16 protein-coding genes are annotated in these 17,877 nt (G+C 62.7%); 6 read left to right on the top strand and 10 right to left on the bottom strand.

Annotated elements, in window-relative coordinates:
• Together AC1M7R_RS05820 and AC1M7R_RS05815 are read left to right on the top strand one after the other, a co-directional pair.
• Positions 1-312, top strand: coding sequence for a YqfO family protein (locus tag AC1M7R_RS05820; protein WP_072431580.1), 312 nt, complete (start codon positions 1-3; stop codon positions 310-312).
• A gap of 129 nt (positions 313-441) precedes the next feature.
• Positions 442-1,464, top strand: a complete 1,023-nt coding sequence (locus AC1M7R_RS05815) for an IS110 family RNA-guided transposase (RefSeq protein ID WP_165887294.1) — start codon at positions 442-444, stop codon at positions 1,462-1,464.
• Between the two features lie 322 nt (positions 1,465-1,786).
• On the opposite strand, the gene nagE is transcribed toward AC1M7R_RS05815, so the two are convergent.
• The 7 genes from nagE to AC1M7R_RS05780 all read right to left on the bottom strand — a co-directional run bounded on the left by nagE (position 1,787) and on the right by AC1M7R_RS05780 (position 11,178).
• Positions 1,787-3,502, bottom strand: a complete 1,716-nt coding sequence (gene nagE / locus AC1M7R_RS05810; RefSeq protein WP_072432102.1) for an N-acetylglucosamine-specific PTS transporter subunit IIBC — start codon at positions 3,500-3,502, stop codon at positions 1,787-1,789.
• A 31-nt stretch (positions 3,503-3,533) separates the two neighbouring features.
• A complete protein-coding gene (ptsP, locus tag AC1M7R_RS05805; RefSeq protein ID WP_072432103.1) occupies positions 3,534-6,047 on the bottom strand; it encodes a phosphoenolpyruvate--protein phosphotransferase in 2,514 nt (837 codons plus the stop codon).
• Positions 6,048-6,101: 54 nt separating this feature from the next.
• Positions 6,102-7,124, bottom strand: a complete 1,023-nt coding sequence (locus AC1M7R_RS05800) for an SIS domain-containing protein (RefSeq protein ID WP_123397838.1) — start codon at positions 7,122-7,124, stop codon at positions 6,102-6,104.
• The gene (nagA, locus tag AC1M7R_RS05795) at positions 7,105-8,211 is read right to left on the bottom strand and encodes an N-acetylglucosamine-6-phosphate deacetylase (protein WP_072395394.1); all 1,107 of its coding nucleotides are present in this window, start codon (positions 8,209-8,211) and stop codon (positions 7,105-7,107) included. The genes AC1M7R_RS05800 and nagA overlap by 20 nt, the downstream gene beginning before the upstream one ends.
• Positions 8,212-8,228: 17 nt before the next feature.
• The gene (locus AC1M7R_RS05790; protein ID WP_490610293.1) at positions 8,229-8,960 is read right to left on the bottom strand and encodes a GntR family transcriptional regulator; all 732 of its coding nucleotides are present in this window, start codon (positions 8,958-8,960) and stop codon (positions 8,229-8,231) included.
• 1,120 nt (positions 8,961-10,080) lie between these two features.
• A complete protein-coding gene (locus AC1M7R_RS05785; protein WP_072395390.1) occupies positions 10,081-10,587 on the bottom strand; it encodes a L,D-transpeptidase family protein in 507 nt (168 codons plus the stop codon).
• A gap of 39 nt (positions 10,588-10,626) precedes the next feature.
• Entirely contained in the window at positions 10,627-11,178 is a 552-nt protein-coding gene (locus tag AC1M7R_RS05780; RefSeq protein WP_072395388.1) for an NUDIX hydrolase, read from the bottom strand.
• A gap of 145 nt (positions 11,179-11,323) precedes the next feature.
• Here AC1M7R_RS05780 and AC1M7R_RS05775 point away from each other — a divergent pair, with 145 nt between their 5' ends.
• The 3 genes from AC1M7R_RS05775 to AC1M7R_RS05765 are packed head-to-tail and all read left to right on the top strand — an operon-like array spanning position 11,324 to position 12,677.
• A complete protein-coding gene (locus AC1M7R_RS05775) occupies positions 11,324-11,923 on the top strand; it encodes a CoA pyrophosphatase (protein WP_072395367.1) in 600 nt (199 codons plus the stop codon).
• A gap of 23 nt (positions 11,924-11,946) precedes the next feature.
• Positions 11,947-12,471 carry a gamma carbonic anhydrase family protein gene (locus AC1M7R_RS05770; protein ID WP_072395365.1) on the top strand — a complete coding sequence of 175 codons (525 nt, stop codon included), beginning with the start codon at positions 11,947-11,949 and terminating at the stop codon, positions 12,469-12,471.
• Positions 12,468-12,677: a DUF1289 domain-containing protein gene (locus tag AC1M7R_RS05765; RefSeq protein WP_072395363.1), complete on the top strand. Its 210-nt coding sequence runs from the start codon at positions 12,468-12,470 to the stop codon at positions 12,675-12,677. The genes AC1M7R_RS05770 and AC1M7R_RS05765 overlap by 4 nt, the downstream gene beginning before the upstream one ends.
• Positions 12,678-12,714: 37 nt before the next feature.
• Here AC1M7R_RS05765 and AC1M7R_RS05760 read toward each other — a convergent pair whose 3' ends face one another.
• Both AC1M7R_RS05760 and AC1M7R_RS05755 read right to left on the bottom strand, forming a co-directional pair.
• The gene (locus tag AC1M7R_RS05760) at positions 12,715-13,356 is read right to left on the bottom strand and encodes a Pr6Pr family membrane protein (RefSeq protein ID WP_143151635.1); all 642 of its coding nucleotides are present in this window, start codon (positions 13,354-13,356) and stop codon (positions 12,715-12,717) included.
• Positions 13,357-13,365: 9 nt separating this feature from the next.
• Positions 13,366-13,596, bottom strand: a complete 231-nt coding sequence (locus AC1M7R_RS05755) for a VF530 family protein (RefSeq protein WP_003205228.1) — start codon at positions 13,594-13,596, stop codon at positions 13,366-13,368.
• Between the two features lie 512 nt (positions 13,597-14,108).
• On the opposite strand from AC1M7R_RS05755, the gene AC1M7R_RS05750 reads away from it, so the two are divergent.
• On the top strand, positions 14,109-16,523 hold the full coding sequence (locus AC1M7R_RS05750) for a glucose/quinate/shikimate family membrane-bound PQQ-dependent dehydrogenase (RefSeq protein WP_072459650.1): 2,415 nt from the start codon (positions 14,109-14,111) through the stop codon (positions 16,521-16,523).
• 113 nt (positions 16,524-16,636) lie between these two features.
• On the opposite strand, the gene purT is transcribed toward AC1M7R_RS05750, so the two are convergent.
• Positions 16,637-17,818 carry a formate-dependent phosphoribosylglycinamide formyltransferase gene (purT, locus tag AC1M7R_RS05745; protein WP_072432107.1) on the bottom strand — a complete coding sequence of 394 codons (1,182 nt, stop codon included), beginning with the start codon at positions 17,816-17,818 and terminating at the stop codon, positions 16,637-16,639.
• Positions 17,819-17,877 lie beyond the last annotated feature (59 nt).

The raw sequence follows: 17,877 nt of genomic DNA, 5'->3' as shown, positions 1-17,877 counted from the left end.
GTGTACAAGCTCTGCTTCTTCGTCCCGGCCAGCCATGTAGACCTGGTCAAGAGCGCCGTATTCGCCGCGGGTGGTGGGCGAATCGGCGATTACGACCACTGCGCCTGGCAAGTGCTGGGCCTTGGCCAGTTCCGTCCGTTGGCCGGCAGCCAGCCGTTCATCGGCGAGGCGGGACAGGTCGAGCAGGTCGAGGAATGGAAGGTGGAGCTTGTCGTGGCCGATGAGCTGATCCGCGCGGTGGTGGAGGCGCTGAAACAGAGCCACCCCTACGAGACACCGGCGTATGAAGTGTGGCGGCTGGAGGATTTCTGATCCCCCTGGCCGTTGAAATGAAAAACCCGCTGACGGATTCAGCGGGTTTAATGAGATGGTCAGCCTGACCGAGAAGCCCTGCAGGTTTACGCTTGCAGGGCTTTTCTCGTTTTCGGCGGAGGATCTCTCATGAACACGATGACGCTTCTCGGCATCGACATTGGTAAACACAGTTTCCATCTGCACGGCCAGGACGCCAAAGGTCATCAGGTTTTGCGCAAGAAAACCAGCCGCAGCCAATTGCTCGGCACATTGGCCCAACTGCCGGCCTGCACGGTGGTGATGGAGTCGTGTGGCGGTGCCCACTGGCTGGCTCGACAGGTTGAGGCATTGGGCCACGAGGTAAAACTGATTGCCCCGCAATACGTTAAGCCGTTCGTCAAAGGCAACAAAAACGACTTCATTGATGCCGAAGCGATTTGCGAGGCGGCGAGCCGCCCCGCGATGCGCTTCTGCTCGATTAAAACCGCAGAGCAACAAACGCTTTCAGCTTTGCATCGTGTCCGAGATTCCTTGATTGGCCATCGCACCGTCGCGACCAATCAGATTCATGGTTTTTTGCTGGAATTCGGGATCAGCCTGCCCATTGGCGCAACGGCGTTGAACCGCGTGCCAGCGCTGCTGGACGATCCACAACATCCGGTTCCATTGCGCCTAAAGAGCGTGGTGATGCGTCTTCATCGTCAAATCCAACAGCTGAATGATGAAATCAAGGACATCGAGTCCGACCTGAAACAGCAGTTGAAAGAAGACGATGCCGGAAATCGTTTGCAGAGTATTCCTGGCATCGGCCCAATCACCGCCAGTGCGGTATTGGCGGATGTGGGCGATGCGTCGAACTATCGAAGTGGACGCGATTTTGCCGCTTCGCTGGGGCTGGTGCCGAGGCAGTATTCGACGGGTGGGAAGACGGTGCTTCTGGGGATCAGCAAGCGTGGCGACAAGCACATCCGCCAATTGCTGGTACAGGGCGCGCGATCCGTTATTCAGCATATCGATAAGCGAGAGGACGCCTTGGGGCCTTGGGTTCGAGAGCTACTGACGCGTCGCCACTCCAATGTCGTCGCGTGTGCGCTAGCAAACAAACTGGCGCGAATCGTGTGGGCGGTACTGGCCAAAGGCGGCCAGTACGACCCACATCCGAACGCTTGAATGCACAGCGTTACCACCGGCTTTTGCGACGTCACTGACTGATGACAGTAAACGGCAAACGGCCCGACTGAGAACCTGGCAATAAAATCAGCTTTAGAAGCTGAGGGTTTTTTCAGGACAGTCGGGAGCGGCTACTCATCGAGGGCCGAGCGTTGTTGCAGCAACGCTCACAACGAGCCCGGATACATTAGCGCAAGCCAGCTTTACCGAAAACAGCCCATGAGGTTGCAGGAGAAGGGCTGACCATACATTTTATTGGGTGCGGCAAAAGTTGAAACCAGCACCTACCTGCAGGCATGGACCTGTGGCGAGGGATTGGGGTCTAGGCTTTCACATCCGCCTGACGGCTCAGCACCATCGCTTCCAGCGCCTGCCACAACGTCGGCGCCTTCTCCCCCAGCAACAGGTGCCAAACGCCTCCTTCCAAGGCACTGACCCCCTGGCATCCCAGCGTCCGCAGTTGGCTTTCCGACAATTGCCTGCCATCGGCCAGGCGCACCCGCAACCGGCTCATCGCCACGCAGTCGAGTTGCAACACGTTGCCCTCGCCACCCAGCGCATCCATCCATTGCCGGGCTTCGGCGGCGGGCACGACGGGCGTGGCCGCCGTCTCGTTCGCAGTGGCCGCGCCAGTGCTGGCATGGCGGTCGGAGGCAGGCAGTGCCAGGCGGATTTCATCGGCGATGCTGTCGGCCATTGGCCCTACCACCACCTGCAGACTCCCGCCATTGCCAGGACGCACCACGGCCATGGCGCCCAGGGCCTTGAGTTGCGCATCGCTGGCTTTGTTGCGGTCCACCATGTCCAGTCGCAGCCGGGTGGTGCACGCGCCCACGGTGATCAGGTTGTCGGCGCCACCCAGTGCCTGGATATAGGCCCCGGCCCGCTGGTGCTGGGCAACGACCGGCTTGTCCATTGCCGGCACATCTTCCCGGCCCGGGGTCTTGAGGTCGAAGCGGCGGATGCAGAAGTCGAACACCGTGTAATAGATCACCGCATAGACCAGCCCCACCGGCACCACCAGCCAGCCGTTGCTCGACTTGCCCCAGCCCAGCACCATGTCGATGAAACCGCCGGAAAACGTGAAGCCCAGGCGGATGTTCAGCCAGTCGGTGATCGCCATGGACAGCCCGGTGAGCAGGGCGTGCAGCAGGAACAACAGGGGCGCCAGGAACATGAAGGCGAATTCCACCGGCTCGGTCACCCCGGTAAGGAACGACGTCAGCGCCATGGACAACAGGATCCCGCCCATGACCTTGCGTCGCTGGGGCAGGGCGTTGCGATACATGGCCAGGCACGCGGCGGGCAGGCCGAACAGCATCACCGGAAACATGCCGGTCATGAACTGGCCGCCATTAGGGTCGCCGGCGAAGTAGCGGGTCAGGTCGCCGGTGACCACCGCGCCGGTCTGCGGGTCGGTGAAGCTGCCGAAGATGAACCAGGCCATGTTGTTGAGGATGTGGTGCAGCCCGGTGACGATCAGCAGGCGGTTGAAGACGCCGAACACGAATGCGCCGAAACTGCCGCTCTCCATCAGCAGGGCGCCGAAGCCGTTGATCCCGGCCTGGATGGGCGGCCAGATCAATCCGAACACCACCCCCAGGCCGACGGCGCTGAACCCGGTGACAATCGGCACGAAGCGCCGGCCGCCGAAGAATGCCAGGTACTCGGGCAGTTTGATGTCCTTGAAGCGGTTGTACAGCGCGCCGGCCAGCAAGCCGCTGATGATCCCGGCCAGCATGCCCATGTTGATACTGGCGTCGAGCACCTTCAGGGTCGCGATCATCACCAGATAGCCGATGGCCCCCGCCAGGCCTGCCGTGCCGTTGTTGTCTCGGGCGAAACCCACCGCGATGCCGATGGCGAAGATCATCGGCAGGTTGGCGAAAATCGCCTGGCCTGCATCGTGGATGATGGCGATGTTCAAAAGATCCGTGTCACCCAGGCGCAGCAACAGGCCGGCGATGGGCAGGATCGCGATGGGCAGCATCAGGGCCCGGCCGAGGCGTTGCAGCCCTTCGATGAAATGCTGGTACATGGCGTCTCTCCTTGTTGTTCTTCGAGGGGGCTCAGCCCAGGGGCCAGTGTTGGAGGCAGGCACGGCGCACGGCCTGGGCACTGCCGAGGTTCAGCAGTTCGGTGCTCAGGCAGGCGCATTGCGTGGCGTCGAGGTGACGCACACGCTCCTTGATTTCACCGATCTGCGGCGGGCTTACCGACAGTTCGCGCACACCCAGCCCGATCAGTACGGGTGTCGCCAGCGGATCGGAGGCCAGGGCGCCGCAGACCCCGACCCAGCGCCCGTGCTTCGCCGCGCCTGCGCAGGTCTGGGCGATCAGCCGCAGCAGCGCCGGATGCAGGGCGTCGACCCGGGCGGCGAGGCCTGCGTGGTCGCGGTCCATGGCCAGGGTGTATTGCGAGAGATCGTTGGTGCCGATGGACAGGAAATCCGCGTGTTCGGCCAACTGTTCGGCCAGCAACGCGGCGGCCGGCACTTCGATCATCACACCCAGTTGCGGTCGCTCCTCCAGGCCCAGCTCGGCGCCCAGGGCATCGAGACGCTGGCGGATGTGCAGCAGCTCGTCGACTTCGGTGACCATGGGCAACAGGATCCGGCAACGCTCCAGCGGACGGGTTTGCAGCAAGGCCCGCAATTGCAAGTCCAGCAGTTGCGGGCGCACCTGGGCCAGGCGAATGCCCCGCAGGCCGAGCACCGGGTTGGCTTCGAACGGCAGTGGCAGGTAGTCCAGCTGTTTGTCGCCGCCCACGTCGATGGTGCGGATGATCACTGGCTTGTCGCCCATGGCCTGGAGCACGGCTTGATAGGCCTGGCGTTGTTCCTCTTCGTCGGGCGCGGTGTGGCGGTCGACGAAGAGGAACTCGGTGCGCAACAGGCCCACGCCGTCGGCACCATTGGCCAAGGCCAGGGCTGCTTCGGCGCTGGAGGCCACGTTGGCGGCCACCTCGACGTGCATTCCATCGATGGTCTGCGCCGGCAGGTGGGCCAGGGCCTGTTGCTCGCCGCGACGGGTGGCTTGCCGGGCTTGTGCCTGCTGCACCTGGGCCAGGCGTTCGGCGCTCGGCGTCAGCTCGAGACGACCGTTGTCGGCGTCCAGCACCACGGCCTGGCCCTGTTCCTGAGTCAACAGGGCATCGCCCAAGGCCACCAGGCACGGCAGGCCTTTGCCTCGGGCGAGGATCGCGACATGGGAGGTCGCCCCGCCTTCGACCATGCACACGCCGGCCACGCCCTGGGCGCTGAGCGCCAGCAGATCCGACGGGGTCAGCTCCTGCGCGGCGACGATGGCGCCGGCCGCCGCTTCCAGTTGCCAGGCCTCGCCCAGCAACGCCCGCAGGACGCGCTGGCGCAGGTCGCGCAAGTCATTGGCGCGTTCGGCCAGCAAGGTACTGCCCAATTGTTGCAGGACCTGGCATTGCACGTCGATGGACTGGCTCCAGGCATGGGGCGCGGCGCTGCCCTGGTCGATGGCCTGATAGGCGGCGTCCAGCAGCACGGGGTCTTCCAGCAGCGCCAGATGGGCTCCGAAAATGGCCTCTTCGTCACGATTGCGCCGGGCCCGGGCCTGTTGCAGGGTGTGCTGGATTTCGTCGCTGACATGCTTGAGCGCGGCCTCCAGGTGCCGACGCTGCGCCTGGACATCATGCCCACCCAGGTCCGGCGGCAACTCGATCGCCCCCAGCTGGACCAATGGCCCGGCCACCAGCCCCGGGGCGGCGCAGACACCGTGCAGCACGCCGTCCTCGGCGGGGCGCACCTGTGGTCGTACTACCGGCGCCGCTGCATGGTCGTCCTCGGCCAGGGCGGTGGACAAGGTCAGCAGCAAAGCCTGTAGCGCCGCTTCGGCATCGCTGCCCCGGCAACTGACCCGGACTTGCGCCTGTTCGGTGACGGCGAGGCCCATCAGCCCCATGACACTGTCGCAGGACGCCGACTTACCGCCGAAATGCAGGTGCGAGCGGCTCTTGAAGCCTTGGGCCGTCTGGCGGATGAGTGCCGCGGGCCGCGCATGCAGGCCGCCGCGGTGGGCAATACGAACTTCGCCATAGACTTGCAGCGCGGTGCCAGGGTCATCGGCCTCTGCTTCGCGGGGCGCCTTGGCGACGATATTCAACAGCGGTTCGCCCACCTTGACGCCCTTGAGCGTGATAGGCCGTGCCTGGAAACGGTCGCCATTGGTGACCACCATCAGGCTGACCAGGCTCTTGCAGCGTTGCGCCACCTTGTCCAGGTCATAGCGCAAAAGCGGCTGGCCGTGGCTGACCCGTGCCCCTTCCTTGACCAGCATGGAGAAGCCGTCGCCTTGCAGCTCCACCGTATCCAGTCCCAGGTGCAGCAGCAATTCGACACCGTTATCGGCTCGCAGGGTCACGGCGTGGCCGCTGCGGGCGACATGGATCACCTCGCCGTCACAGGGCGCGTGCAGGGTATCGTTCAGCGGGTCGATGGCGATTCCGTCGCCCATGGCGCCGCTGGCAAATACCGCGTCCGGGACGTTGGCGAGGGTGAGCACCGGGCCGCTGAGGGGGGCGCTGAGGATCAGCTCGTTATTGTTGTTGGGCATGGGGTGCTCTCGTCAGACGCTTGTCAGCCTGGTTATTGAAGGAAAGCCGTCGTATCAGTGGGTTCGGGTGACCTTGCTCAGGTGCCGCGGATGGTCCGGGTCCAGGCCCCGGGCCGCCGCCAGGTTCGCGGCCATCGTGTAGAAGCTCTGGATCGCCAGGATCGGGTCCAGGGCCGGGTGTTCGGCACGGGTCAGCGTGAGGTCGCGTTCGACGATGTCATCGGGTGCCGCCAGCACGACCCGGGCACCGCGCTGGCGCATGTCCGCGGCCAGGCTCAACACGCCGGCCTGCTCGGCGCCACGGGGCGCGAACACCAGCAACGGGTAGTTTTCATCGATCAAGGCCATCGGCCCATGGCGGACCTCGGCACTGCTGAAGGCCTCGGCCTGGATCGCCGAGGTTTCCTTGAACTTGAGCGCCGCTTCCTGGGCGATGGCGAACCCGGCGCCCCGGCCGATGACCATCAATCGCTGACAGTCGCGCAACGTTTCGACAGCGCGGTGCCAATCCTGCCGGGCAGCCTCGCGCAAGCCTTCGGGCAGGGCGCTACCGGCTTCCAGCAACTCGGCGTCGCCCTTGCAGTGCGCCACCAGCCGCGCACTGGCGCTGAGGGTGGCGATGAAACTCTTGGTGGCGGCGACGCTGCTTTCGACGCCGGCGCACAGCGGCACGCTGAATTCGCAGGCCGCTTCCAGGGGCGAATCGACGGCGTTGACCAAGGCCACGCTCAGGGCCCCGCGCTTGCGCAGCAGACGCAGGCTGTTCACCAGGTCGGGGCTCTGTCCCGACTGGGAAAAGCCGAACGCCACCTGTCCACTGACCTTGAGCGGGGCCTGCTGCATGGTCACCACCGACATCGGCAACGAGGCCACCGGCAAGCCCAGTTGCTGCATGGTCAGGTAGGCGAAGTAGCTGGCGGCATGATCGGAGCTGCCGCGAGCGACGGTCATCGCTACCTGCGGCGGTTGGCGGCGCAGGCGCCCGGCGATTTCCACCAGCGTAGGGTCCAGCTGCTGCAACTGGCGCTCGACGGCCTGGGACGAGGCCAGGGCCTCTTCAAGCATTTTTGAAGTCAATGGCTTCTCCTTCGACCGTCACGTCGGTCAGGGTCAGGTAACGGTCCAGGCGTACGCAGTCGGCCCAGGCACCGGGTTGCAGGCGGCCGCGCTCGGGCAGGCCGAGATAGTCGGCGGGGAACTGCGACAGGCGCTGGGAGGCTTCGGCGAGGGGCAAGCCGATTTTCACCAGGTTGCGCAGGGCCTGGTCCATGGTCAGGGTGCTGCCGGCCAGTGTGCCGTCGGCCAGGCGTACACCGCCCAGGCACTTGGTCACGGTATGGCTGCCCAGCCTGTATTCGCCGTCGGGCATGCCGGCGGCGGCGGTGGAATCGGTGACGCAATACAGGCAGGGAATCGAACGCAGGGCCACGCGCATGGCGCCGGGGTGCACGTGGAGCAAGTCGGGGATCAGCTCGGCATAACGGGCGTGGGCCAGGGCCGCGCCGACGATGCCTGGCTCGCGGTGATGCAGCGGGCTCATGGCGTTGTACAAGTGGGTAAAGCTGGTGGCCCCGGCGGCCAGCGCCGCGACACCTTCTTCATAACTGCCCAGGGTATGACCGATCTGCATGCGCACGCCCCGGGCGCTGAGGGCGCGGATCAAGGCGTCGTGACCGGCAATTTCCGGGGCGATGGTGATCACCCGGATCGGTGCCAGGGCCAGGTAACGCTCCACCTCGGCCAGCAACGCGGTGTGCGCGAAATTCGGTTGGGCGCCCAGTTTTCCGGGATTGATGTAAGGGCCCTCCAAGTGCACGCCCAGGACCCGGGCGCTGCTACTCGGGCGTTGTTCACAGAATTCGCCGAGGGCCTGGAGCACGCTGGCGATCTCTTCGCTGGGCGCGGTCATGGTGGTGGCCAGCAGCGCGGTGGTACCGAAACGCACATGGGTGCGGGCGATGGTTTCGAACGCCGAGGCGCCTTGCATGATGTCCTTGCCGCCTCCGCCATGGACGTGCAGGTCGATGAAACCGGGCAGCAGGTAGGGCAGGTCGTTGCTGGCCGGATCGCAAGGCTGGCCTTCGATGGACACGACCTTGCCGTGCTCATGGAGCAGGCGGCCACGAACCCAGCCGTCGGGGGTGAGGATGTTGTCTTCGGACATGAAAATTCTCTGCTCGTCTAGCGCCGCAGCTCGGCGACAAAGTCGTAGTAGTCGTTGCGGCAATAGGTGTCGGTGACTTCGATGGGGGTGTTGTCTTCCAGGTAACCGACCCGGGTCATCAGCAACATGGCGGTGCCGGGGGCGATGCCCACCAGGGCGGCGAATTCGTCCGAGGCGTTGATGGCCTGGATGTGTTGCAGGGCGCGCACCACGGGTTTGCCGATGCCGTCGAGGAATTCATAGAGCGAGTCGCCCACTGCCTGGGGGTTGGGGATGATGCTGGCGGGTAGGGTGCTCATCTCGATGGCCATGACCGTGTCATCGGCCTTGCGCAGGCGCTTGAGCCGCGCGACCTTGTCGGTGGGCGACAGGCCCAGGCGGATCAGTTCTTCGTGGGTCGGCGGCGTGATTTCCCGTTCCAGCCATTGGGAGCCGGGCACGAAGCCTTTGAGTCGCAGCATCTCGCTGAAGCCACTCAAGCGTGACAGCGGCTGCTCCAGGCGCGGGGTGATGAAGGTGCCCGAACCCTGGTTACGGCGGATCAGGCCTTGTTCGAACAACACTTCCAGGGCCTTGCGGGCGGTGACCCGGGAAATGCCCAGTTGCTCGCTCAAGCTGCGCTCGGACGGCATCGCCTGCTCGGCTTTCCATTGGCCGGCATGAATCGCCGTCTCCAGGTTACGCGCCAGCTGCAGGTACAGCGGCGTGGGTTGGGTGTCGTCAGGGCGCAGGGCCAGGATGTCGTTCATATCGATGTCCGATACGTTGTTGAATTGTTGTCGCTCGGTAATTGGGGTGGAAGCTAATACCACTTGAATACCATGTCAACGCCGCTTTCCCAGGGTTTACCGGTGTATTTCGATGGTTTTTGAGGGGTGGGATTGAAGTGGTATTAGAGGCTGGGAATTCAACAGCAAAGATCGCCGCCTGCGACAACCCCTACGGTGTGAATTGGTATTCATCTGTAGGCAATTTCTGAAGGTGGGATTTTTTTATTTTATTTTTCGATGTTGACGGGCGGTCACCCGAGACTGGGACTAACGGGCCATTGCGGCGAGGGAGCTTGCTCCCGCTGGGGTGCGAAGCGGCCCTAAAACCTGACAGCGCGGTGTGTCAGGTAAATTTGAGTTGGCTACCTTGGGGCTGCTGCGCAGCCCAGCGGGGATAAATCCCCTCGCCACAGAAACTGCGATCTGTCAGACGCACCGAAGTTTCCGACATGTTTTTAGGGTTGTCCCTCGGAAGTGGGGGCTCTAGCCTTGGGTGTCGCTGCCAATTCAGCGACCGGGTTTGACCGTCCGAAAAATCACAGGGCAACAAGCCCGGACGATTTGAGATCGTCACCGTCCCCTGTGGTGAGGGAGCTTGTTTCCGTTGGCGCGCGCAGCGGCCCCACGCTTTTCTGGCCTGACTACCAATAGTCGAAAACCAACTGCGAACTGTCATCTCTGACAGTAGCCAAAGTGTTAGTAACGCTGCTGAATTGGGTCTCCCTATGTCACTTAACGAGGAGAACCATCATGACCACAGAGAAATTGCCCCCTATAGCAATTGTGTGGGTTGGAGTACGGACTCAGGTGCCTTACATTCCAGACGGTGGAACAACAACGGCTAAAAAGATATTTGTGCAGGGCTATGCTCCCATAGACAGTCAAGTTTTGCTGTTCGATGGGGAGGGTCCCAAAGAGTTTGCAAGAACCTACACTGATATCCATGGGATCTGGAAGTTTGAGGACTTAGAAACGTCCATCAAGGAATACAAGCTCAAAGCCCGCGCTAATGGTGAGAGTTCGCGCTCATGGACTTTTAAAGTTCTCCTGGTGATTCTTAGGAGCTCTAACCATAAGCTCAGCCTTGTCTTTCCACCCTTCAAGGACGAATCTCGATCATCGTCCCATCCGGCACCAGGTTCCAGACTTCGCGCATGTCCACATTGCGCATGGCAATGCAGCCATCGGTCCAGTCCAGGGTGTGGAACAGCTGTTCAGGGTTTTCCTCCGAATCAGGCGTGCCGTGGATCATGATCATGCCTCCCGGTTCCACGCCTTCGCGGCGGGCGCGGGCGGCGTCGCTGATGTTGGGGTAGGAAATGTGCATGGACAGGTAGAAGCGTTCGCTGGTCTTGCGCCAGTCGATCCAATAGAAACCCTCGGGGGTGCGTTTGTCGCCTTCGATCAGCTTGGGGCCTTTCTTGGCGCCCTTGCCCAGGGAGATGCGATAGGTCTTGAGCGGCTTGCCGTCGTTGATCAATTGCAATTGATGGGCGGACTTGAGCACCAGCACTTTTTCGATGACCTTGCCGTTATAGGTTCCCACCGCGGAGGCCTGGGACACAGCGGTGAACGACAGGCAGAACAGGACAAGCAACCAGCGCATTGAAACGATATCCCTTGAGGTGTCGCAGCTATTTGGATGTTATGTGTTGGCAGGCTGGGCCAGCGGCGGGATCGATTCGGATCGCACCGGATAGTCCTCGGCTTGCCGGTCAGCATAGAAGTATTCCAGGGTACGGCCTACTGTGCGGAAGGCCAGTTCATCCCAGGGAATATCCGCTTCTTCGAACAGTTTCACTTCCAGGCTCTCGGGCCCTGCGGCGAAATCCTGGTCCACCAGTTCGGCGCGGAAGAATACATGTACCTGGCTGATATGCGGTACGTCAATCAGCGTATAGATGCTCAGATTTCGTACCCGGGCGCAGGCCTCCTCGGCGGTTTCGCGCACGGCGGCCTGTTCGACCGTCTCGCCGTTCTCCATGAAGCCCGCCGGCAGTGTCCAGTAACCGCGCCGCGGCTCGATGGCGCGCCGGCACAGCAGCACCTTGCTGCCCCAGGTCGGTACGCAACCGGCCACGATGTTGGGGTTCTGGTAATGAATGGTGTGGCAAGTGTCGCAAACGAAACGCAGGCGCGAGTCGCCTTCGGGTATGCGCTGGGTCACCGGATTACCGCACTGGCTGCAGAATTTCATGCTTGGATTCCTGGATGCTGCGCCTATCTTGGCGTGCGTGGGCCGGTGCGGCAAGTTGTCGTTTCGCGACACGACGCGGTGCAGGGCTTGGGCCGCCTGGATGATTGGTGCATGATGCAAGGTAGCGAATAAATCGAGAAGTCTCATGCTGGACGAGCTACTGCATCGAGTAAGCAACCACACCCCGCGCGAACTGGAGGTCGACCGACGTTTTCCTGAAGCCGCGGTGCTGGTGCCGATCACTCGCAGTGATGAACCTGAACTGCTTTTGACCTTGCGCGCCAGCGGCCTGTCGACCCATGGCGGCGAAGTGGCGTTCCCCGGCGGGCGCCGCGACCCGGAAGATCCCGACCTGATCTTCACCGCCCTGCGCGAGGCTGAAGAGGAAATCGGCCTGCCCCCCGGCCTGGTGGAAGTGATCGGCCCCCTCAGCCCGCTGATTTCGTTGCACGGCATCAAGGTGACGCCTTATGTGGGGGTGATCCCCGATTATGTCGAGTACCAGGCCAACGATGCCGAGATCGCCGCGGTGTTCAGCGTGCCCCTGGAGTTTTTCCGCAAGGACCCCCGCGAGCACACTCACCGCATCGATTATCAGGGTTGCAGTTGGTACGTTCCCAGCTATCGTTTTGGCGAATATAAAATCTGGGGCCTGACGGCGATCATGATCGTCGAGCTGGTGAACCTGTTGTTCGATGCGGGCATAGACCTGCACAAACCGCCCAGAAGCTTCCTCAATAACTAAAAGAACGGCCTGCGAGGAGATTCATGAAATATCGCCTGGGCGATGCCCGCGTCGAAATCCACCCACAGAGCTGGGTTGCGCCCAATGCCACGCTGGTGGGCAAGGTCCGCCTCGAAGAAGGCGCCAGTGTCTGGTTCAATGCGGTACTGCGTGGAGACAATGAACTGATCCTGGTGGGCAAGGACAGTAACGTGCAGGACGGCACGGTGATGCACACCGACATGGGGTTCCCGCTGACCATCGGCACCGGCGTGACCATCGGTCATAACGCCATGCTGCACGGCTGCACGGTGGGGGACTACAGCCTCATTGGCATCAATGCGGTGATCCTCAATGGCGCGAAGATCGGCAGGAACTGCATCATCGGCGCCAACGCGCTGATCGGTGAAAACAAGGAGATTCCCGACGGTTCGCTGGTGATGGGCTCACCCGGCAAGGTCGTCAGGGAATTGACCGAAGCCCAGAAGAAAATGCTGGAAGCCAGCGCCGCGCATTACGTCCACAACGCGCAGCGTTACGCCCGTGACCTGAAGGAGCAGGAACAATGAACACCCCCGAACGCCCGGTGCCGTCACCCTGTGTGAACATCTGCTCGTTGGACGACCATGACATCTGCACCGGTTGCCAGCGCACGGTGTCGGAAATCACTCGCTGGAGAAAAATGGACAACGATGAACGGCGTCATGTCCTGGCGCTGTGTCATGAGCGGGCCAAGGCCAATGGACTGGTGTGGGCGTTGCCGACCAGCTCCTGACCCGATCCGAAGACATATCCGAAGTAGGGCGGGCCCGTTACCTGGAAGGTCGGCCTGCCCACCGGTCCAGCCCCACCACACCCAGCGCGATGCCGACGAATCCTGCCAAGATCCCTCCGGCATTGAGGAACACTTGTGGATAGCCCAGGTTCGACACGTCGATGAAAGGGTAGGGGTACGCCGCCAGCAGGTTGCCCCTTAGCAGGACATAGGCGAAATACACCAGGGGATAGGCTATCCATAGCCCGATGTGCCTGAGGCGCAAGGTGCCCTTGGGAACGCAAAGCCACCAATAGGCGACGTACAGCAGCGGCATCACGTCGTGCAGCAGTTCGTCGGCCACGAACTGCCAGCCTTCGGGTTGCCACAGATGGCGTAGCAGCAGGTTGTAGGCCAGGCTGACCAGGGCGATGCTCACGGCGATACCGCTGCTTACGCTGGGTAGCAGGAACCAGCGCCGCACCGCTGATTCGCGCGGGGTCACTTCCCAGGTCAGTACCACCGCCACCAGGGTGTTGGTCAGTACCGTGAAGAAGCTGAAGAAATTCACCAGGCCGCCCAGCAGGCTCGCGCCGAGGCTCCAGCGACCGAGCAGGATCAGGTAGAGCTGGATGCTCAACCCCAGCCAACCGAGCAATGCCGCCAGCGACACCAGGCGTCGGCGCAAGGCGTTATCGATGTCCACGGCTCAGACGGGCCGCTTGGTGCGCATCAGCTTGATGTACAAGCGCTCGACTTTCTCGCGTGCCCAAGGGGTCTTGCGCAGGAAGGTCAGGCTCGACTTGATGCTCGGGTCGCTCTTGAAGCAGCGAATGTCAATGCGTTCGGCCAATCCCGACCATTCGTAGTGCTGAACCAGCGCATTGAGGATCTGCTCCAGCGTCACGCCGTGCAGCGGGTTGTTGTTGGGTTCGGTCATGGGAGGCCTTTTACCGTGAAGATGTAAAGCCGCGCACCTTAGCCGAGGTGCCCCTCGAGGGGGAAGCATAGATGCGTCTTGAGTGGGGCACACTGTTACCGGAATCGAAAGGATCCATGTCAATAAAAGATCTTTCTCTATTGGTAACAGGACATTATCCTTGCGCCGCCTGCTGAAACGCTTCTTCTGGCGTGCCAGAGCCATTGCCTTCAGCTCACTTCTGTATCCGGACCCAAGAACGCTTGCACTATGTTCAATGTTCAGACTTTGAAAGACAGCGCTGTCTCAATCTGCGTGACGAGCCGATTTCTGTGGGAGCGACCAGGCTCGCGATAGCGATTGCACACCCAGCATTGAAGTCGGCTGACACGCAGCCATCGCCAGAAAGCTCGCTCCCACAGGGGCCGCGTCAACCGAATTTGCCTTTTTCAACTGAACCATGCCCCTTCAAGATCGTCATCTAAAGTGACAACTTGCGCGGGACTCTTTAAAACCTCACGGAGAATCACACTATGAGCACTGAGGGTGCTTTGAGTCGAAGCCGTCTGCTACCGAGCCTGCTCGGCATTCTGCTTCTATTGATGGGCCTGGCCCTGTTGGCCGGCGGTGTCAAGCTGAGCATGCTGGGCGGCTCGCTGTATTACCTGCTGGCCGGTATCGGCCTGGCCCTGACGGGTGTGCTGTTGATCATGGCTCGTCGTGCGGCCCTGGGCCTTTACGCATTGGTGTTGTTCGCCAGCACCGTCTGGGCCTTGTGGGAAGTGGGCCTGGACTGGTGGCAACTGGTGCCGCGCCTGGCGATGCTGTTTGCCTTGGGCATCGTCCTGTTGCTGCCGTGGTTCCGCCGTCCATTGCTGAGCGCCGAGGCATCGAACATGGGCACCCGCGCCCTGGGTGCCGCCGTGGTCATCGCCGGTGTCGCGGCACTCGCCAGCCAGTTTACCAACCCGGGCGAGATCAAGGGCCAGCTGGACCGCGATGCGGTGCCGGGCATGACCAACACCGCACCGGCGATGCCGGACGGCGACTGGAACTCCTATGGCCGCAGCGCCCATGGCGACCGTTATTCGCCGCTGGCACAGATCACCCCGCAAAACGTCAGCAAACTGGTACCGGCCTGGACCTATCGCACGGGCGACCTGCCAGGGCCGAACGATCCGGGCGAGACCACCGCCGAAAACACCCCGCTGAAAGCCAACGGCATGCTCTATGTCTGCACGCCTCACAGCCAGGTGATCGCGCTGGAGCCGGAGACCGGCAAGGAGATCTGGCGTTTCGATCCGAAGCTTTCCACCCAGAAGGCGGAGAATTTCAAGGGCTGGGCCCACATGACCTGCCGTGGCGTGACCTATCACGATGACGCAGTCTACGCTTCTGCCGAACAGAGCCCCACCGGCACTGCCAGCACCACGCCGGCGAGCACGGTCTGCCCACGGCGGATCTTCCTGCCGACCGCCGATACCCGCCTGATCGCCCTGAACGCCGACACCGGCAAGATGTGCGAAGACTTCGGCGACAAGGGCCAGGTCGACCTGACCGCCAACATCGGCAGCTTCACGGCTGGCGGCTACTATTCCACTTCGCCACCGGCGGTCACCCAGAACCTGGTGGTGATCGGTGGCCACGTGACCGACAACGTCTCCATCGACGAGCCTAGCGGTGTGATCCGCGCCTACGACGTGCACACCGGCAAGCTGGTGTGGAACTGGGACAGCGGCAAGCCGGACGACACCACGCCGATCGCCGAAGGCCAGGTCTACACCCGCAACTCGCCGAACATGTGGTCCATGTTCAGCGTCGATGAAAAGCTCGGCATGCTGTACCTGCCGATGGGCAACCAGACCCCCGATCAGTTCGGTGGCATGCGTACCCCTGAATCGGAAAAATATGCCGCAGGCCTGACCGCGCTGGACATCGCCACCGGCAAGGTCCGCTGGTACTTCCAGTTCACCCACCACGACCTGTGGGACATGGACGTGGGCGGCCAACCGACCTTGATGGACCTCAAGACTGCCGACGGCGTGAAGCCGGCCGTACTGGCTTCGACCAAGCAGGGCAGCATCTATGTGCTGGACCGCAGCAACGGCCAGCCGATCGTGCCGATCAAGGAGATCCCGGTCCCCCAAGGCGCGGTGGAAGGTGACTACACCTCGCCGACCCAACCGATGTCCGACCTGAACTTCGTGCCGCCGGTCCTCAAGGAAAGCGACATGTGGGGCGTGACCCCCTTCGACCAGATGCTCTGCCGCATCGACTTCAAGTCGCTGCGCTATGAGGGCATGTTCACGCCGCCATCGCTGCAGGGCTCCATCGTCTACCCGGGCAATTTCGGCGTATTCGACTGGGGCGGTATCTCGGTGGATCCGGTGCGCCAGATCGCGTTCGTCAACCCCAGCTACATGGCGTTCAAGTCCAAGCTGGTACCGGCGGCGGAAGTGGCCGGCGGTCCGGGTCGCAAGAGCGAAACCGAAGGCGTGCAGCCGAACAAGGGGGCGCCCTACGGCGTGATCCTCGAAGCGCTGCTCTCGCCGATGGGCCTGCCGTGCCAGGCGCCGGCCTGGGGGTATGTGGCGGCGGTCGACCTGACCAACAACAAGACCCTGTGGAAACACAAGAACGGCACCGTGCGCGACAGCTCGCCGGTACCGATTCCGCTGAGCATGGGCGTACCGAGTCTGGGCGGCACTTTCACCACCGCCAGTGGCCTGGCGTTCCTCAGCGGTACCCTCGACCAGTACCTGCGTGCCTACGACGTGAAGAACGGCAAGCAACTGTGGGAAGGCCGCCTGCCGGCTGGCGCCCAGACCACGCCGATGACCTATACCGGCAAGGACGGCAAGCAGTACGTGCTGGTCGTCGCCGGCGGCCACGGTTCCCTGGGGACCAAGCAGGGTGACTATGTGATTGCCTACAAACTGCCGGACTAAGCGGCACCGGCGTTCATGAAAAAGGCGACACCTTTGCGGGTGTCGCCTTTTTTTGAGCTTGTCTGTTGTGGCAAGAAATCTCCTCACCACAGGGGACTGTACCCCGCCCGGTTTTACAACTCGATCTTAACCGCCTGTGAAGCCCGGGTCGCCTTGGCGCGGGCCGCTTCGATGGATTCGTCGCGGGCCAGGGCCACGCCCAGGCGGCGCTGACCGTTGACTTCCGGCTTGCCGAACAGGCGCAGGGCGGTGTCCGGTTCGCTCAGGGCGGCGCCAAGGTTGGCGAAAGCGGTCTGGGTCGACTGGCCTTCCACCAGCAGCACTGCCGAAGCCGATGGACCGAACTGACGGATCAGCGGGATCGGCAGGCCGAGGATGGCCCGGGCGTGCAGGGCGAATTGCGACAGGTCCTGGGAAATCAGGGTCACCAGGCCGGTGTCGTGGGGGCGGGGCGATACTTCGCTGAACCACACCTGGTCACCCTTGATGAACAGCTCGACGCCAAACAGCCCGCGACCGCCCAGGGCCTCGGTCACCGCCTTGGCGACACGCTCGGATTCGGCCAGGGCCACCGGGCTCATGGCCTGGGGCTGCCAGGATTCCTGATAGTCGCCTTTCTCCTGCCGATGGCCGACCGGCGCGCAGAACGTGGTGCCGCCGACATGACGCACGGTGAGCAGGGTGATCTCGTAGTCGAAATCGATAAAGCCCTCGATGATGACCCGGCCCTTGCCGGCGCGGCCACCTTCCTGGGCGTAGTCCCAGGCCTTCTGCACGTCATCGACGCTGCGCAGCAGGCTCTGGCCCTTGCCCGAGGAACTCATGACCGGCTTGACCACGCATGGGAAACCCAGGGTCTGGACGGCCTTGCGGTAATCTTCCACGGTGTCGGCGAAGAAATAAGGCGAAGTCGGCAGGCCCAGCTCTTCGGCGGCCAGGCGCCGGATGCCTTCGCGGTTCATGGTCAGTTGCGCGGCGCGGGCGGTGGGGATCACGGTGAAGCCTTCGGCTTCCAGTTCCACCAGGGTGGCGGTGGCGATGGCTTCGATTTCCGGCACGATGAAATGCGGCTTCTCGGCCTCGATCACGGCACGCAGGGCGGCACCGTCGAGCATGTTGATCACATGGCTGCGGTGGGCCACTTGCATGGCCGGCGCGTTGGCGTAGCGGTCCACGGCAATCACCTCGACGCCCAGGCGCTGCAGTTCGATCACCACTTCCTTGCCCAGCTCACCGCTGCCACACAACAAAACGCGGGTCGCGGTGGGCGACAATGGAGTTCCGATACGGGTCATCTGAAGGTCCTCAAACAGGAGCGGATCATCGAGGGTTGCGCGCCTTGCGAGCTTCCCAT

Source organism: Pseudomonas sp. MS01C9 (assembly GCF_058202755.1).
This window is presented reverse-complemented; position numbering and strand designations above follow the sequence as displayed.

Bases quoted from the DNA above. Each gene is read 5' to 3' on its own strand.
- AC1M7R_RS05790 (WP_490610293.1), bottom strand. From the start codon at position 8,960: ATGAACGACATCCTGGCCCTGCGCCCTGACGACACCCAACCCACGCCG.
- AC1M7R_RS05765 (WP_072395363.1), top strand. From the start codon at position 12,468: ATGAACACCCCCGAACGCCCGGTGCCGTCACCCTGTGTGAACATCTGC.
- nagE (WP_072432102.1), bottom strand. From the start codon at position 3,502: ATGTACCAGCATTTCATCGAAGGGCTGCAACGCCTCGGCCGGGCCCTG.
- AC1M7R_RS05750 (WP_072459650.1), top strand. From the start codon at position 14,109: ATGAGCACTGAGGGTGCTTTGAGTCGAAGCCGTCTGCTACCGAGCCTG.
- AC1M7R_RS05815 (WP_165887294.1), top strand. From the start codon at position 442: ATGAACACGATGACGCTTCTCGGCATCGACATTGGTAAACACAGTTTC.
- AC1M7R_RS05780 (WP_072395388.1), bottom strand. From the start codon at position 11,178: ATGAAATTCTGCAGCCAGTGCGGTAATCCGGTGACCCAGCGCATACCC.
- purT (WP_072432107.1), bottom strand. From the start codon at position 17,818: ATGACCCGTATCGGAACTCCATTGTCGCCCACCGCGACCCGCGTTTTG.
- AC1M7R_RS05770 (WP_072395365.1), top strand. From the start codon at position 11,947: ATGAAATATCGCCTGGGCGATGCCCGCGTCGAAATCCACCCACAGAGC.
- nagA (WP_072395394.1), bottom strand. From the start codon at position 8,211: ATGTCCGAAGACAACATCCTCACCCCCGACGGCTGGGTTCGTGGCCGC.
- ptsP (WP_072432103.1), bottom strand. From the start codon at position 6,047: ATGCCCAACAACAATAACGAGCTGATCCTCAGCGCCCCCCTCAGCGGC.
- AC1M7R_RS05755 (WP_003205228.1), bottom strand. From the start codon at position 13,596: ATGACCGAACCCAACAACAACCCGCTGCACGGCGTGACGCTGGAGCAG.
- AC1M7R_RS05785 (WP_072395390.1), bottom strand. From the start codon at position 10,587: ATGCGCTGGTTGCTTGTCCTGTTCTGCCTGTCGTTCACCGCTGTGTCC.
- AC1M7R_RS05775 (WP_072395367.1), top strand. From the start codon at position 11,324: ATGCTGGACGAGCTACTGCATCGAGTAAGCAACCACACCCCGCGCGAA.